The sequence below is a fragment of the cyanobacterium endosymbiont of Rhopalodia gibberula genome (assembly GCF_003574135.1).
In the GTDB taxonomy this organism is placed as follows: Bacteria; Cyanobacteriota; Cyanobacteriia; order Cyanobacteriales; family Microcystaceae; genus Rippkaea.
This window is the reverse complement of sequence record NZ_AP018341.1, coordinates 738,206-752,005: the sequence shown is the minus strand read 5'-3', so window position 1 is coordinate 752,005 and position 13,800 is coordinate 738,206. Positions and strand designations below refer to the sequence as shown.

Here is a 13,800-nt window from a genome sequence, read left to right as displayed (position 1 = left end):
AGTTAGACTTTATGAAAAATAGGGACTGGGAATAATTAAACTTCCCTATTCCCTAAATCATTTACTGTTTAATCATTCCCTCATACCTTTGGGAGATGACATAAGTTTGAATTTGTTTAGCGGTATCAATGGCGACCCCTACTAGAATTAAAAGAGAAGTTGCTCCCAGTCCCCGGAAAGTTGTAACTCCAGTTGCTCCTTCAACTAGAGTAGGAACAGTTGCGACAATGCTTAAAAAGATTGCCCCTAGAAAAGTAAGACGGTTAAGAACTCCTTCTAAATACTGTTTAGTTTTATCTCCTGGGCGGACTCCTGGAATACTTGCTCCCATTTTCTTAAGATTTTTGGAGACATCTTCAGGGTTCATGATTAGGGAAGCATAGAAGTAACTAAAAAACAGAATCAACAATGAGTAGACTCCAATATAAGTCCAAGTTCCAGGACGTAAAGTATTAGCAATTTGTACTAACACCTGACTAACTGGTCCTTGGTTACCAAAAAATCCTGCTAAGGACTGGGGTAAAATCAAAACGGCGGAAGCAAAAATAATCGGCATTACTCCACCTTGATTCAACCGTAGAGGTAAATAACTGGTTCTTTCTCGGTATAATCTCCGTCCTACTTGACGACGGGCTGAAATAATGGGAATGCGTCTGGTTCCTTCTTGAACAAACACAATCCCCACAATCATAATCAGGAATACTAACAAAAGAATTACGACTTGGGCTACGGCTTGCTGACCGCCTGTTTGAGCATAATCTATAGTGTTACCCAAAGTTCTCGGTAAACTTGCAACAATATTAACGAAAATCAATAAAGATGCTCCATTGCCAATGCCTCGTTCTGTGATAATTTCTGACACCCACATAACAAACATCGAACCAGCCGTTAGAGCTAAAACTGTTTCAGGGACAAACCAAAACTGGTCATTGAGAGCATACTGTCTCAATAAACCAATAGTAATCCCCGAACTCTGGACAATACACCAACCTAGGGCAACGTAGCGAGTTATCTGGGAAATTTTACGCCTTCCTGCTTCTCCTTCATTTTTTTGCAAATCTTCCAAAGCAGGGATAGCAGCTGTTAATAGCTGCATAATAATGGAGGCATTAATAAACGGGAGGATTCCTAAGGCAAAGATTCCTAAAGCGGCAATCCCTCCTCCTGTAAAGATATCCAAAAAACCTAAAATAGGACTATTACTAATAGCGGCGGCAAAGGCTTCACGATCAATTCCTGGAATAGGAATAAAAATGCCAAAACGAATTAAAATCAATAATCCAATGGTGATCAAGAGCCGACCTCGAAGACCGGCGGCTTGAGCCATTTGTAAAAATGTCTCTTGTGCTGTAGGCGTTTTATCTCGACTGACAACCATTAATGGCTACCTCAGTTATCAATGATCAATTATTCCTTATCAATTATTAATCGTTTTCGGTGTTTTTTTGGTAGTATTTCAAGATAACTCTTTCCAACTTCCTCCAGCTGCTTCTATTTTTTCTTTAGCACTTTTGGTGAAGGCCGCTGCTTTAATTGTTAAAGATTTCTCCAGATTTCCATCTCCCAACACCTTTAATGGACCATCATTACTCGTAATAAGTCCTTGTTCAATCAAACTTTCTAGGGTAACCTCGGTCTGAGGGAACAGAGAATTTAATTTACCCACGTTAATAATGGTGTAGTTATGGGGATTAACTATGGAAAAGTGTTTTAATTTGGGAACACGACGATACAGAGGCATTTGTCCACCTTCAAATCCGGGCTTTGTCCCTGTTCCTGATCGTGATTTCTGCCCCCGCATCCCAAAGCCACAACTTGCTCCTTTTCCTGCAGAAATTCCACGTCCAACGCGACGACGGCGTCTTTTGGAGCCTTCTTTCGGGGTTACTTCATGAATTCTCATAATTTTCTTTTTTTTGGATATTTAATGTTTGGGCAGTCATTCTTCCTCACGCCTTAATAATCCATTGGCGTCTAGGGATTAAGTGTAAAGATATTCTAGGGGAACCCCCCGCTCCTGAGCGACATCAGAGAAAGTCCGGATACCCTCAAGAGCGTTAATCACAGCCCTAGCATTGTTGAGAGGATTACTTGAGCCAAGTTGTTTAGCAAGAATATTTTTTACACCTGCTAATTCCAAAACTGTACGTACGGCTCCCCCGGCAATTACCCCCGTACCTGGGGCAGCCGGTCTGACAACAACTTTAGCTCCTCCAGAAATACCTTTAGCAACGTGAGTAATGGAACTGGCTTTGTTCAAAGATATATCTATTAGTTGTTTCTTGCCATCAGCGACTCCTTTACGAACTGCTCCAATAACATCCCCAGCTTTGCCAACGCCAACGCCGACTTGTCCATTTTCATTGCCAACGACGACAATAGCACGAAAACTTAGTTTTTTACCGCCTTTAACAACCTTACTGACCCGACGAATTTGAATTACCCGTTCTTGCCAGTTGGTTTCTTTCGCTTTTGTTCGGCTGCCTTTACGACGTTTTGCCATAATTTCTACCCTCACATTGAGATATTGGTTCGTTGTATTTAAAACTGTAATCCAGCTTCACGGGCTGCATCTGCTAATGCTTTAACTCGTCCATGGTAAAGATTACCCCCTCGATCAAAGACGACTTGTTCAATTCCCTTATTGATAGTCCGTTGAGCAATCAATTTGCCTACTGCAGCTGATGCTTCACAAGTAGACCCTGAAGACAAAGACTGTTTTAGATCTGGTTCTAAGGTCGAAGCGGCGGCTAAAGTTTGCTGAGCTATATCATCAATAACTTGAGCATAGATATGCTGATTAGAACGAAAAATTGCCAGACGGGGGCACTCAGTCGTACCGCTGACTTTTTTGCGAATCCGCCGATGGCGACGTTGAGTTGATTGTCTACGCGTGAGTTTCATATTTATTTTTTACCTGTCTTACCTGCCTTACGTCTGACAAACTCGCCCAGATAGCGAATGCCTTTGCCTTTATAAACCTCTGGGGGACGGACAGCGCGGATCTGGGCTGCAACGTTGCCCACAATTTCTTTATTGATGCCACTAACCACCACTTGGGTGTTGTTTTCAACTACAACTTGAATGCCTTGGGGCATAATCATTTCAACGGGTTTACTATAGCCCACATTCAAAATAAGTTTGCTTCCTTGGGTTTGAGCTCGATAGCCGACACCTTGGATACTGAGACGTTTTTCAAAGCCTTTAGATACTCCTTCAACCATATTAGCGATGAGGGTGCGGCTGAGTCCGTGACGCTCTTTGGCAGTCCGAGAATTATCAGCTCGTTCTATCACCAGGGTGTCGGACTCTTGAACCACCTTGACTTTTTCGGAAAGGGTGAGATCCAACGATCCCTTAGGTCCTTTAGCCGCCACATATTGCCCGTTGATCTCGATGGTGACTTTATTAGGAATAAGAATGGGGCGTTTACCAATACGAGACATAGGTTTAATTACCAGTTATCAGTTATCAGTTATCAGTTATCAGTTATCAGTTATCAGTTATCAGTTCTTATTTACTGTTTACTGAAAACGCTACCAGATGTAGCATAAGATTTCGCCACCCACGTTTTGACGTCTTGCTTCTCGGTCAGTCATAACACCTTTGGAGGTAGAAATGATTGCAATACCAATGCCGCCAAGTACTCGAGGCAAGTCTTTTCTCTTAGAGTAGACTCGTAACCCTGGTTTACTTGCCCGCTTAAGCATATTAATAATGGGTTGACGGCTTTTGTCTTTGTACTTGAGAGTCAGAACAAGAAATCGTTTAACTCCTTCTCCCGTTTCTTCGAAGTCTTCAATAAAGCCCTCTTCTTTGAGAACTTGAGCAATGCTACGGGTCATTTTTGTGGTCGGCACTTGGGTAGTGGGATGCCGGACGGCACAAGCATTGCGGATGCGAGTTAGCATATCTGAGATAGTGTCGTTAGGTGCCATTATTGCTTAAGGTGAATTTCTCCTATGAAGTCGCTGATTAACCAAAGGTTGCTAGCAGGCAGGCTCCGTATAAAGCGGAGTAATATGGTGACTACTTGCGGAAGGGCATTCCCATTTCTTTGAGTAAAGTGCGTCCTTCTTCATCAGTCTTTGCCGTAGTAATAATTGAGACATCCATTCCCCGGATTTGGTCGATGGTGTCGTAGTCAATTTCAGGAAAGATGAGTTGTTCGCGGATTCCTAAACTATAGTTACCTCGCCCATCGAAGCTTTTTTCACTGATACCACGAAAGTCTCGAATTCGAGGCAAAGCTAGGTTAATAAGACGATCTAAGAAGGAATACATTCGATCTGAACGCAGGGTAACCATGACCCCGACAGGCATTCCTTCACGGATTTTAAAGCCAGCGATCGCTTTTTTTGCCCGGGTAACAACGGGTTTTTGTCCGGTGATAGTGGACAGTTCACTAATGGAAGATTCTAGAGCCTTGGCATTTTGAGATGCCTCTCCTAATCCTCGATTGACGGTGATTTTGACCACTTTAGGAACTTGATGTAGATTTTTGTACCCAAACTGTTCTTTGAGTTTTGGGACAATGGTGTCTTGATAAAAATTTTTTAGGCGTTGAGTCATGGCATTTTATCCTTGATTTCCCTGGGCTTGGTCAGGGAAGGAATTGATCATTGGTTAAGAAATTAATCATTAATTAAGGAACGGATTAACTATCCAGGGATAATAATCAATTTTTCCTCAAACTAGTCAATAATTTCCCCAGTTTTCTTAAGCATCCGTACTTTACGACCCTCTTTGGTGAAGGTGTAACAAATTCGACTGGCAACTTTTTCTTTAGTGGAATACAACATGACGTTAGAACTATGAATTGGGGCTTCAAAAGTAGTAATTTGCCCAGATTCTCCTTCTTGCTGAGGCTTAATGTGCTTTGTTCTCACATTAACTCCTTGGATGACGACTTTACTGGTTTTAGGATTGATTTTAATAATTTCCCCAACCTTTCCTTTATCTCGACCAGAAATCACCTGAACGGTGTCGCCTGTTTTGACGTGCATTCTATGCCGTTGGAGCTTTTGGTTTTTCTTATTACTCATTTAGAGTACCTCCGGAGCCAGAGAAACGATTTTGGTAAAGTTTTTATCGCGCAGTTCCCGCGCAACTGGTCCAAAAACACGGGTTCCTCTCGGATTACCGTCGTTATTGATGATAACAGCGGCATTATCGTCAAATCGAATACTCATACCGCTTGCCCGTTTTTGTGCTTGGCGAGTCCGCACAATAACGGCTCTTACAATATCGGAGCGTTTGATCGGCATGTTAGGGATGGCGTCTTTTACGACGGCAATAATGACATCGCCAATCCCGCCGTAGGTGCTGTTTCCGGTTCCTAAGACTCGCAAACACATTAACTTGCGAGCGCCACTATTATCAGCGACATTGAGATAGGTTTGTTGTTGAATCACGGGGCTAACAAAAGGACTAATGGGACGTTAAAATTTCTGTAACTACCCAGCGTTTTGTTTTGCTGAGAGGTCTGGTTTCTCGAATGCGAACTCGATCGCCTTCCTGACATTGGTTTTCCTGATCGTGGACTTTAAATTTTTTCGTTTTCACGATAATTTTTCGATATTTAGGGTGAGGAGAACGGTTTTCAATAGCAACAACGACGGTTTTATCCATTTTGTCACTGATGACAACTCCTACTCTTTCTTTTACTGCCATAATTTACTCTGATTCCTCCTTTTAGGTTGGCTATGGGGTTTGAGTTTCCGTGGACTCTAACTTTGATAGTATATTTGAATTAATTGCTCGGATTTGACGTTCCCGCTCCACGGTAAGAAGTTGCGCTAAACGATGGCGTGCATGCTTAAATTCATGGGTTTTTTCTAAGCGGCGGGTAGCTTGCTGAAATCTCAGATTAAATAACTGACGCTTGGTAGCTAGAATTTCATTAACCAGTTCTTCATCGCTGAGCTTTCTCACATTTTCTATCTTAGGTAGGGGCATAACCTTAGATGTATTCCTCCTCTTTAGTTATAAACTTTGTTTTAATTGGCAATTTTTGGTCCGCTAACCGCATTGCTTCCCGCGCAATGGTTTCAGTCACTCCCGATAATTCGAACATGATGCGACCAGGTTTAACCACTGCAACCCAGTATTCTGGATTACCTTTACCTGATCCCATTCGAGTCTCTGCAGGACGCATAGTCACAGGTTTATCAGGAAAAACCCTAATCCAGATTTTTCCACCCCTTTTGATATAACGGGTCATGGCACGTCGAGCAGCTTCAATTTGACGAGAGGTAATCCAACAGGGTTCAGTGGCTTGTAGTGCATATTCACCAAAATTCAGGGTATTACCTCGATAGGCCATCCCCCTCATTCGCCCTCGCTGCTGTTTCCGAAATTTAGTTCTTCTAGGACTAAGCATTGTAGTTATCCGTTATCAGTTCATATCATAGTTAGTCGTTAGTAGTTAATAACCGTTAAATAATCCACTATTGACTACACTTACTTAACTCTTGTTAACTTACTCTTCATTCGAGCGATCTTCAAATTGCTGACGGCGGCGTTGACGACGTGGCGTCTGAGTCGGCATGGGAATAGGTTGTTCTTCTTGACCAGGAATGATTTCTCCTTTGAATATCCAAACCTTAACTCCTAATATGCCGTAGATGGTTTGGGCGGTACGGTAGGAATAGTCGATATCGGCTCGGAGAGTATGCAAAGGAACTCTTCCTTCCCTCACCCATTCACTCCGGGCAATTTCTGCTCCGTTAAGGCGACCTCCTACTTGAATTTTGATGCCTTTTACTTCCGCTCGTTGCGCCCGTTGAATAGCTTGACGGACAACACGACGGAAGGAGACTCTTCGCTCAAGCTGTTGAGTAATATATTCAGCAATCAAAGCTGCATCAGCATCGACTCGCGATACTTCTATCACGTTGATGCGGATTTGACGGTTGCCGCCTAATTTCTGTTGTAAGCCAACACGTAGTTGCTCAATACCACTACCTCCTCGCCCAACGACAACTCCTGGTCGTGCCGTATGAATAACGAGGTCGATCTGATCGGCTTTGCGCTCGATACGAATGCTAGAAATTCCAGCATTACTAAGATTTTTAGTGATATAATCGCGAACTCGGCGATCTTCTTGTAACAGTTCTGGATAGTGTTTGGCATCAGCGTACCAACAGGATTTATGTTCTTTGGTAACGCCGAGACGAAACCCAATTGGATGTATCTTTTGTCCCATATTAAAGTAAAAGGAGGAAAGTATTAAGGGTTTTAGCTAGTCTTCTGCTAAATTGGGTGCGACGGCAACCGTAATGTGACAGGTTGGTTTGCGAATTTGATAAGCTCGCCCTTGAGCTCTAGGTCGGAAGCGTTTTAGGCTTGGTCCGCCATCAGCATAGGCTTTACTGACTACTAAAGTTGCCCGATCTAACCCTCGGTTATGTTCTGCATTAGCTGCGGCTGAACGCAGGACCTTAAGAATAGGCTCACAAGCCCTATAGGGCATGAATTCGAGAATAATTAGAGCTTCTCGGTAGGAACGCCCGCGAATCTGATCTAACACCCGCCGCACTTTTGCGGGTGACATTCGAATGTAACGAGCGAGCGCTTTTACTTCTACTGTCGTATCAGCTGTCATTTCTTTAGTTAATAGTTAATAGTTAATAGTTAATAGCTTTTGACTATTGACTATTAGTTAGGTTATCGACGACCCGATTTTTTATCACTTTTGGCGTGTCCTCTAAAAGTTCGGGTGGGAGCAAATTCTCCCAGTTTATGCCCCACCATCTGTTCTGATACAAAGATTGGGACATGTTGTTTTCCATTGTGGACGGCAATGGTATGACCAACCATTTGGGGAACGACAGTTGAAGCCCTAGACCAAGTTCTAATAACCTGCTTTTCTCCTTTCTCGTTGAGTTTTTCAATTTTTGAAAGAAGACTATCAGCAACAAACGGACCTTTTTTCAGAGAGCGACCCATAAGCGGTTCAATGGTAAAAATTCAGTGATTAATTTCTTAAAGGAATTACATTTTCCAGAAAGATTATTTCGTACGACGACGCACAATTAGTTTGGAACTCTGTTTTTTCTTATTGCGGGTTTTGGCCCCTAATGCAGGCTTACCCCAAGGTGTCATCGGTCCACTACGACCAATGGGAGCGCGTCCTTCTCCACCACCGTGGGGATGATCCACCGGGTTCATGACACTTCCTCTAACGTGAGGGCGTCGTCCGAGATGACGGGTCCGTCCAGCTTTTCCAAGTTTGAGGTTTCTAGCTTCGATATTGCCCACTTTACCAATGGTGGCGTAACATTCTTTACGAACCATGCGGACCTCTTTTGAGGGCAATCTTAAGGTAACGTAGTCACCTTCTTTAGCCACCACTTGAGCAGCTCCCCCAGCAGCACGTACTATCTGTCCTCCTTTCCCTGGTACTAGTTCAATATTATGAACTTCTGTTCCTAGAGGGATTCTAATCAGAGGTAGGGCGTTACCTACTTCAAAGGGGGAATTTTCCCCAGACACTACTATAGTTCCAACAACGATGCCGGCCGGTGCTAACATGTACCTCTTTTCTCCGTCTTGGTAGAATAAAAGAGCAAGACGGGAATTACGGTTGGGGTCGTACTCAATAGCGGCTACTTTTGCCGGTATATTGTGTTTATCGCGGCGAAAATCTACTAATCGATAGCGACGCTTGTGTCCACCTCCACGATGACGACAGGTAATCACCCCTCGGTTATTGCGCCCCTTGGGATTGTGCTTGGATGTGGTTAATGATTTTTCCGGCTTACTTTTGGTAATTTCTGAGAAATCTGAGACAGACGCTTGTCTAGTTCCTGGAGTGTAAGGCCGATAAGAACGAATACCCATGATGATAGTTAATAGTTAATCGTTAGCAGTTGATAGTAAATATTTTGGTTTGTCAGATGCCTTTCTCCATACCTTGTATTGACTATCACTATTGACTGATCCTTTAAACATCAGGGAACAAGATAATGGAGTCCCCTTCTTGTAAGGTTACGATCGCCCGTTTATATAAAGGCTTATATCCAACGAACTTGCCCACTCTCTTTTTTTTGCGTGGGGGGCGGGACGTGTTAACCTTCAAGACGCTAACTTCAAATAAGCTCTCAATAGCGGCTTTAATTTGAGATTTAGTTGATCTAGGAGCAACTTCAAAGACATATTTATTGTCTTCTAAAAGTAAGGTTGCTTTTTCAGTAACAATCGGCTTGAGGATTAAATCAGCCAAGTTGCGGGGGTCATAGTTAGTCACTGTAAACCTCCTGTATTTTGCTTAAGGCCTCTGGGGTAGCGACAATTTTTTCGGCTACTAACAAATCATAAACATTTAAACCGTCAGCTCTTAATAGCTTTAGATAGGGAACGTTACGGGCTGATAAGTAGACGTTATTGGAAATATCGGACAAGATCAAAATGACTTGTTTACCCTGTTCTACTCCCCAACGGCTCAAAGCCGAGACTAATTCTTTAGTTTTTGGCTGAGAAAATTGAGCGGCAAAGTTTTCTACAATCACTAAGTCTTCAGCACGGCTTTTTAAGGCGGTTCTCAAGGCTAAACGGCGCTCTTTGCGGTTCATCTTAAGGCTAAAGTTCTTAGGTTTAGGTCCAAAAATAACCCCTCCGCCTCGCCATAATGGAGAACGATTAGATCCGGCCCTAGCTCGTCCAGTTCCTTTTTGTCTCCAGGGTTTACGTCCGCCCCCTCTAACTTCGGCACGAGTTTTACTTGAAGCAGTCCCTTGACGTCCATTCGTACGTTGCCGTACTAAGGCACGATGGACTATGTGAGTGGCGTTTTCTTCTTTAGCCACTTTTAACTCCAAGGTTGCTTGACCTGCTTCTTCTCCTTGCCAGTTTTTAATGATACAATCAACCATTTTTAGCTCTCAGTTAAGTGATCGGTCGTCATTATTACACACGATTATTTACCGACTTTTTGGGCGGGGGTAATATTAAGTAAAGCCCCAGACTTACCCGGAATTGCTCCTTTAACAAGTATTAGGTTTCGTTCTCTATAGACTTGCACTACTTGAAGTCTGCGGATGGTGACTTGGGTCGCACCATACTGACCTGCCATACGTTTCCCTGGATAAACTCTTCCTGGAGTAGTTCCGGCTCCAGTAGATCCTGGAAGACGATGGTTTTTAGACCCGTGAGTCATATTCCCCCGTTTAAAGTTATGACGTTTTTGATATCCAGCAAACCCACGACCGATACTTTTACCGGCGATATCAACCAAATCACCTGTGTTAAATATATCTGCTTTAATAGCATCCCCTAACTGATATTGATTAGGATCATCTAGCTGATATTCTTTTAGATGACGCAAGGGCGGTACGTCATTTTTTTTCAAATGCCCTAATTCAGCTTTAGTTAAAGCTTTTTCTTTAACTTCGTTATATCCAACCTGGATGGCACTATACCCATCTGTTTCAGATGTTTTAATTTGCGTAACGGTACATGGACCTGCTTGAACGACAGTGACGGGAATCGCGAGTCCCGTCTCCTGGTCGAAGATTTGGGTCATGCCGAGCTTAGTTCCGAGGATACCAACAGCCACGGATTTTTCCCTCTACATTATTATTTAGACAATAGGTGAGCAGCAATCAATCAAGTCTAGAGGTACAAGACAATATTTGTACGCTCCTCCATCCTTGGGTGATATTTTAGATTCGGTATATCAAGAAGATGCTTGATTATACGTTTAACCAGTTGAACATACCTGGTTAAGATGCCGTTTTCTCCTCAAGACTTAAGGATAATTTTTATTCCTCAGTATCTTCAAGGCGGACTTACAACACTAAGCTGCTGGTTGCTTTTACGATACCTTATCAGTTTCATTTAAGACAACGGCTATTAGCCATGGCAATAGTCATTAATGCTTTTTAGCCACCACAGTATATCTTACAAGCAAGTGCCTATAAAAATCAAGCGCTGAGTAGAATTTATTTAACTTTAGAGAGTTCTAAATCCAATAGTTGTCGTGTTGTTACAAATTATCAATCCCTATTTATGTGGTGGTCGTAGTCTCAAGTATCAATCCCACTAAAACGACAAAACAGTTTTGCTAATGAACCAACGGCATCAATAACCGCCTCTACCTAGGTTATTTCGGTATTTTAATAACCTCTATTCTTTTAACTGCTACCATTCCGTCGCGGCTCCTTCAGTAGATACTGACGATATCTGTAAACCTGTAGCTAGTTCACTTCTCTACGGAAACAACGTCGTTTTTGGTGCTGTTATTCCTTTTTCTAACGCCATCGGACTTAGTTTACTCTATTTTCATAGAGCTTTTGCACGTTTATGTTTAGTATCTTTACTTCTGACCAAAACTCTTTATTTTTAATATATTTACCATCTTACTACTTCCTCTAAGTTTCTTGTTTTCATAATTCTTATAATCACTTCTTTATATAAATTTTACTATTATTAAGTTAATATAACCACTGCTTCTTTTACATTTTTATCTGTTTTTTGTCCCTACTAGTTATAATCAGCAATATATGCTCCTAATGAATAGTTGCCATTCTGCTTAATACAATCTATTTACATATTTATACCAATAGTAAGATCTTGTTGAGAATATAATATTTCCCATTTTAATTACCTTTTTTATCGCCAATAAAGCACAAACAATACTTCCTATTGCTGGTAAGTTTTTAAAAATCAACTTTTTATATTTTTATTTTATAAAATTAAATATTTTGATGCCAACAAAACCATTCATTATCTTATTTTTTCAGAAAACTAGTTATTGTTTTTATTGGAGAAAATTGAAATTCTCTTATAAATTTTTATAACAAATACCGTAATATTTTACCTTATTTTTATATTAATTCTATCAAGCTAAAAATATTTTTCTATATCAACAGTTTAAGTTTATTGCTGAAGTAGCTGAAAGAATAAACTTTACAGCTAATTAAGGTATAATATAAAATGCATAAGCAATAATAAGCTTCTAGCCTGTAATCGCAATTATGACTTCCTCCATTTCCAAGAAATAAATATTATCCTATTCTTTTACTTTTCCATTATAATGAAAAGCTTCTACTTAAAATCAAAGTATAACCTATGATGAAACTCTAAAAATATAGCTAAAAATAATTTTTTACAATAAATACAAAGATGGAATTATTTGGGGGTTAAATAAAGATAAGATAAATAAAATATTATTTGTTTTATTTAGTTGACAGAAAAATAAAAACCAAATACAGATTAGATTGTTTTTACAAGTTAAACAAAAATATCAAAAAATAAGTTTTTTTAGTTTTAAGTAAACTACTGGTTAGTTTATTACAGCGAACAGTAGAACGTTTAAAGTTAAGAAATCAATACTAAAGTTACCAATTAGTTTTCTCAATAAATTTAAAATTTAACAGTAGATACCCAAGAACAAAAAATCGACTAATTAAATGACTTTTTATTCTATAAATCAGAAGCCTCCAGGATACCCGCTCAGTATAGCACCGATGATGAATCGTACTGATCGTCACTTCCGTTATTTTATGCGTCAGATTACTCGTTATACTCTACTCTATACGGAGATGATTACAACGACAGCCATTCACTACGGTGATCGCTCTAAGTTACTAGACTTCTCACTAGAAGAAAAACCTCTCTCTTTGCAATTAGGGGGAGACAGTCCGCAAGAATTAGCAGAATGTACAATTATTGCTGAAGATTTAGGGTATGACGAGGTTAACTTGAATGTAGGTTGTCCGAGCAATCGTGTCCAAAGTGGCAACTTTGGGGTTTGTTTGATGGCACAACCAGGATTAGTAGCAGATTGTGTTGAAGCAATGCAAAAACGAGTTCATATTCCCGTCACGGTGAAGCATCGTATTGGAATTGATGAATGCGATAGCTATGAAGATCTCGCTAACTTTGTCCGTATCGTTTCAGAAGCAGGATGTCAACGGTTTATAGTGCACGCTCGCAAAGCTTGGTTAAAAGGATTAAATCCCAAGGAAAATCGAACTCTTCCTCCCTTAAGATATGGTGATGTTTATCGCCTGAAGAAACAGTTTCCCCAGCTTTTTATTGAGATTAATGGGGGGATTATTACCCTAGAAAAAATAAAACAACATTTACGATTTATAGATGGAGTTATGATTGGTAGAGCAGCATATGATAATCCTTATTTATTTGCTACAGTAGATCGGGATATTTATGGAAAAATAGTTACCCCATTAACACGTCATGAAGTTATTGAAAGAATGTTTCCTTATATTGATTATTGGAGTAACAATGGATTGAAACTTCATAGTATTAGTCGTCATTTACTAACTATTTTTGGAGGTGTTCCAGGAACGAAAGCTTGGAAACGATATATTAGTGAGAATACTCACTTACCAGGGGCAGACGTTAAGGTTATTGAGAAAGCATTGACTAAAATTAGTAGAGAGTAGAAATTACACATTGATAAATTATATAAAATATAGTTTCCCTGAAATAAATAAAGCGGTAACTATATATTTAAATAACTTATTAATTCTCAATAATGCTCAAATATTTTAAAAAACAAAGGGACTAAGTTTTAGTTTAAAGTTTAGTTAAAATTATCTAAAATAAAATTGTGCTCAACCTTGATAGATAATTTTCTTTGAGTCTAATTCTGACTATAAATTAACTTTTTAAACATTATTAATTTTAACTAGATTAAAAATTATAAACTACTAAAAAAATGAGTAAATATTACTTATAATTTTATGTCTATAAATAGACTAACTTCACTTAATTATTTAAGGACTTAATAGTGATATTTAATAACTCAATGAGTTGTTTTAAATTGAAGAAATA

Annotated in this window: 20 protein-coding genes and 1 pseudogene; 2 read left to right on the top strand and 19 right to left on the bottom strand. The window is 40.1% G+C overall.

Annotated features, from left to right (window positions below; genetic code table 11):
* Positions 1 to 61: 61 nt before the first annotated feature.
* The 19 genes from secY to rplC form a co-directional block, all read right to left on the bottom strand.
* The gene (gene secY / locus RGRSB_RS02365; protein WP_119259675.1) at positions 62 to 1,378 is read right to left on the bottom strand and encodes a preprotein translocase subunit SecY; all 1,317 of its coding nucleotides are present in this window, start codon (positions 1,376 to 1,378) and stop codon (positions 62 to 64) included.
* Positions 1,379 to 1,456: 78 nt separating this feature from the next.
* Positions 1,457 to 1,903, bottom strand: a complete 447-nt coding sequence (rplO, locus tag RGRSB_RS02360; protein ID WP_119259674.1) for a 50S ribosomal protein L15 — start codon at positions 1,901 to 1,903, stop codon at positions 1,457 to 1,459.
* Between the two features lie 78 nt (positions 1,904 to 1,981).
* Complete coding sequence (gene rpsE / locus RGRSB_RS02355; RefSeq protein WP_119259673.1) at positions 1,982 to 2,503, bottom strand: 30S ribosomal protein S5; 522 nt, start codon at positions 2,501 to 2,503, stop codon at positions 1,982 to 1,984.
* Between the two features lie 38 nt (positions 2,504 to 2,541).
* Positions 2,542 to 2,904: a 50S ribosomal protein L18 gene (gene rplR / locus RGRSB_RS02350; RefSeq protein WP_119259672.1), complete on the bottom strand. Its 363-nt coding sequence runs from the start codon at positions 2,902 to 2,904 to the stop codon at positions 2,542 to 2,544.
* Positions 2,905 to 2,906: 2 nt separating this feature from the next.
* Entirely contained in the window at positions 2,907 to 3,446 is a 540-nt protein-coding gene (gene rplF, locus RGRSB_RS02345; protein WP_119259671.1) for a 50S ribosomal protein L6, read from the bottom strand.
* Between the two features lie 90 nt (positions 3,447 to 3,536).
* Entirely contained in the window at positions 3,537 to 3,938 is a 402-nt protein-coding gene (rpsH, locus tag RGRSB_RS02340) for a 30S ribosomal protein S8 (protein ID WP_119259670.1), read from the bottom strand.
* Positions 3,939 to 4,029: 91 nt separating this feature from the next.
* Positions 4,030 to 4,572 carry a 50S ribosomal protein L5 gene (gene rplE, locus RGRSB_RS02335; protein WP_119259669.1) on the bottom strand — a complete coding sequence of 181 codons (543 nt, stop codon included), beginning with the start codon at positions 4,570 to 4,572 and terminating at the stop codon, positions 4,030 to 4,032.
* 122 nt (positions 4,573 to 4,694) lie between these two features.
* Positions 4,695 to 5,045, bottom strand: a complete 351-nt coding sequence (gene rplX, locus RGRSB_RS02330; protein WP_119259668.1) for a 50S ribosomal protein L24 — start codon at positions 5,043 to 5,045, stop codon at positions 4,695 to 4,697.
* Positions 5,046 to 5,414, bottom strand: a complete 369-nt coding sequence (rplN, locus tag RGRSB_RS02325; protein ID WP_119259667.1) for a 50S ribosomal protein L14 — start codon at positions 5,412 to 5,414, stop codon at positions 5,046 to 5,048.
* 16 nt (positions 5,415 to 5,430) lie between these two features.
* Positions 5,431 to 5,673 (bottom strand): 30S ribosomal protein S17, encoded by a 243-nt coding sequence (gene rpsQ, locus RGRSB_RS02320; RefSeq protein WP_119259666.1) that lies wholly within the window; start codon positions 5,671 to 5,673, stop codon positions 5,431 to 5,433.
* Positions 5,674 to 5,703: 30 nt separating this feature from the next.
* Complete coding sequence (rpmC, locus tag RGRSB_RS02315; RefSeq protein WP_119259665.1) at positions 5,704 to 5,958, bottom strand: 50S ribosomal protein L29; 255 nt, start codon at positions 5,956 to 5,958, stop codon at positions 5,704 to 5,706.
* Positions 5,959 to 5,962: 4 nt separating this feature from the next.
* Positions 5,963 to 6,382 (bottom strand): 50S ribosomal protein L16, encoded by a 420-nt coding sequence (gene rplP, locus RGRSB_RS02310; protein WP_119259664.1) that lies wholly within the window; start codon positions 6,380 to 6,382, stop codon positions 5,963 to 5,965.
* Between the two features lie 99 nt (positions 6,383 to 6,481).
* A complete protein-coding gene (rpsC, locus tag RGRSB_RS02305) occupies positions 6,482 to 7,207 on the bottom strand; it encodes a 30S ribosomal protein S3 (RefSeq protein WP_119259663.1) in 726 nt (241 codons plus the stop codon).
* A 36-nt stretch (positions 7,208 to 7,243) separates the two neighbouring features.
* Positions 7,244 to 7,606, bottom strand: a complete 363-nt coding sequence (gene rplV, locus RGRSB_RS02300) for a 50S ribosomal protein L22 (protein ID WP_119259662.1) — start codon at positions 7,604 to 7,606, stop codon at positions 7,244 to 7,246.
* 62 nt (positions 7,607 to 7,668) lie between these two features.
* Positions 7,669 to 7,950, bottom strand: coding sequence for a 30S ribosomal protein S19 (gene rpsS / locus RGRSB_RS02295; RefSeq protein ID WP_119259661.1), 282 nt, complete (start codon positions 7,948 to 7,950; stop codon positions 7,669 to 7,671).
* A 63-nt stretch (positions 7,951 to 8,013) separates the two neighbouring features.
* Complete coding sequence (rplB, locus tag RGRSB_RS02290) at positions 8,014 to 8,844, bottom strand: 50S ribosomal protein L2 (RefSeq protein ID WP_119259660.1); 831 nt, start codon at positions 8,842 to 8,844, stop codon at positions 8,014 to 8,016.
* 103 nt (positions 8,845 to 8,947) lie between these two features.
* A complete protein-coding gene (locus RGRSB_RS02285; RefSeq protein ID WP_119259659.1) occupies positions 8,948 to 9,250 on the bottom strand; it encodes a 50S ribosomal protein L23 in 303 nt (100 codons plus the stop codon).
* The gene (gene rplD, locus RGRSB_RS02280; protein WP_119259658.1) at positions 9,243 to 9,875 is read right to left on the bottom strand and encodes a 50S ribosomal protein L4; all 633 of its coding nucleotides are present in this window, start codon (positions 9,873 to 9,875) and stop codon (positions 9,243 to 9,245) included. Before rplD ends, RGRSB_RS02285 begins: the two co-directional genes overlap by 8 nt.
* Before the next feature lie 44 nt (positions 9,876 to 9,919).
* A complete protein-coding gene (gene rplC, locus RGRSB_RS02275) occupies positions 9,920 to 10,558 on the bottom strand; it encodes a 50S ribosomal protein L3 (protein ID WP_119259657.1) in 639 nt (212 codons plus the stop codon).
* Positions 10,559 to 11,084: 526 nt separating this feature from the next.
* On the opposite strand from rplC, the pseudogene RGRSB_RS10415 reads away from it, so the two are divergent.
* Positions 11,085 to 11,269, top strand: a pseudogene (locus tag RGRSB_RS10415) (photosystem II q(b) protein); the annotation flags it as partial.
* Between the two features lie 1,144 nt (positions 11,270 to 12,413).
* On the top strand, positions 12,414 to 13,409 hold the full coding sequence (dusA, locus tag RGRSB_RS02270; RefSeq protein WP_119259656.1) for a tRNA dihydrouridine(20/20a) synthase DusA: 996 nt from the start codon (positions 12,414 to 12,416) through the stop codon (positions 13,407 to 13,409).
* The last annotated feature ends 391 nt before the right edge of the window (positions 13,410 to 13,800 follow it).

Excerpts from the sequence above, each read along its gene's own strand:
- secY (WP_119259675.1), bottom strand. The coding sequence starts at position 1,378 with ATGGTTGTCAGTCGAGATAAAACGCCTACAGCACAAGAGACATTTTTA.
- rplO (WP_119259674.1), bottom strand. The coding sequence starts at position 1,903 with ATGAGAATTCATGAAGTAACCCCGAAAGAAGGCTCCAAAAGACGCCGT.
- rpsE (WP_119259673.1), bottom strand. The coding sequence starts at position 2,503 with ATGGCAAAACGTCGTAAAGGCAGCCGAACAAAAGCGAAAGAAACCAAC.
- rplR (WP_119259672.1), bottom strand. The coding sequence starts at position 2,904 with ATGAAACTCACGCGTAGACAATCAACTCAACGTCGCCATCGGCGGATT.
- rplF (WP_119259671.1), bottom strand. The coding sequence starts at position 3,446 with ATGTCTCGTATTGGTAAACGCCCCATTCTTATTCCTAATAAAGTCACC.
- rpsH (WP_119259670.1), bottom strand. The coding sequence starts at position 3,938 with ATGGCACCTAACGACACTATCTCAGATATGCTAACTCGCATCCGCAAT.
- rplE (WP_119259669.1), bottom strand. The coding sequence starts at position 4,572 with ATGACTCAACGCCTAAAAAATTTTTATCAAGACACCATTGTCCCAAAA.
- rplX (WP_119259668.1), bottom strand. The coding sequence starts at position 5,045 with ATGAGTAATAAGAAAAACCAAAAGCTCCAACGGCATAGAATGCACGTC.
- rpsQ (WP_119259666.1), bottom strand. The coding sequence starts at position 5,673 with ATGGCAGTAAAAGAAAGAGTAGGAGTTGTCATCAGTGACAAAATGGAT.
- rpmC (WP_119259665.1), bottom strand. The coding sequence starts at position 5,958 with ATGCCCCTACCTAAGATAGAAAATGTGAGAAAGCTCAGCGATGAAGAA.
- rplP (WP_119259664.1), bottom strand. The coding sequence starts at position 6,382 with ATGCTTAGTCCTAGAAGAACTAAATTTCGGAAACAGCAGCGAGGGCGA.
- rpsC (WP_119259663.1), bottom strand. The coding sequence starts at position 7,207 with ATGGGACAAAAGATACATCCAATTGGGTTTCGTCTCGGCGTTACCAAA.
- rplV (WP_119259662.1), bottom strand. The coding sequence starts at position 7,606 with ATGACAGCTGATACGACAGTAGAAGTAAAAGCGCTCGCTCGTTACATT.
- rpsS (WP_119259661.1), bottom strand. The coding sequence starts at position 7,950 with ATGGGTCGCTCTCTGAAAAAAGGTCCGTTTGTTGCTGATAGTCTTCTT.
- rplB (WP_119259660.1), bottom strand. The coding sequence starts at position 8,844 with ATGGGTATTCGTTCTTATCGGCCTTACACTCCAGGAACTAGACAAGCG.
- rplD (WP_119259658.1), bottom strand. The coding sequence starts at position 9,875 with ATGGTTGATTGTATCATTAAAAACTGGCAAGGAGAAGAAGCAGGTCAA.
- dusA (WP_119259656.1), top strand. The coding sequence starts at position 12,414 with ATGACTTTTTATTCTATAAATCAGAAGCCTCCAGGATACCCGCTCAGT.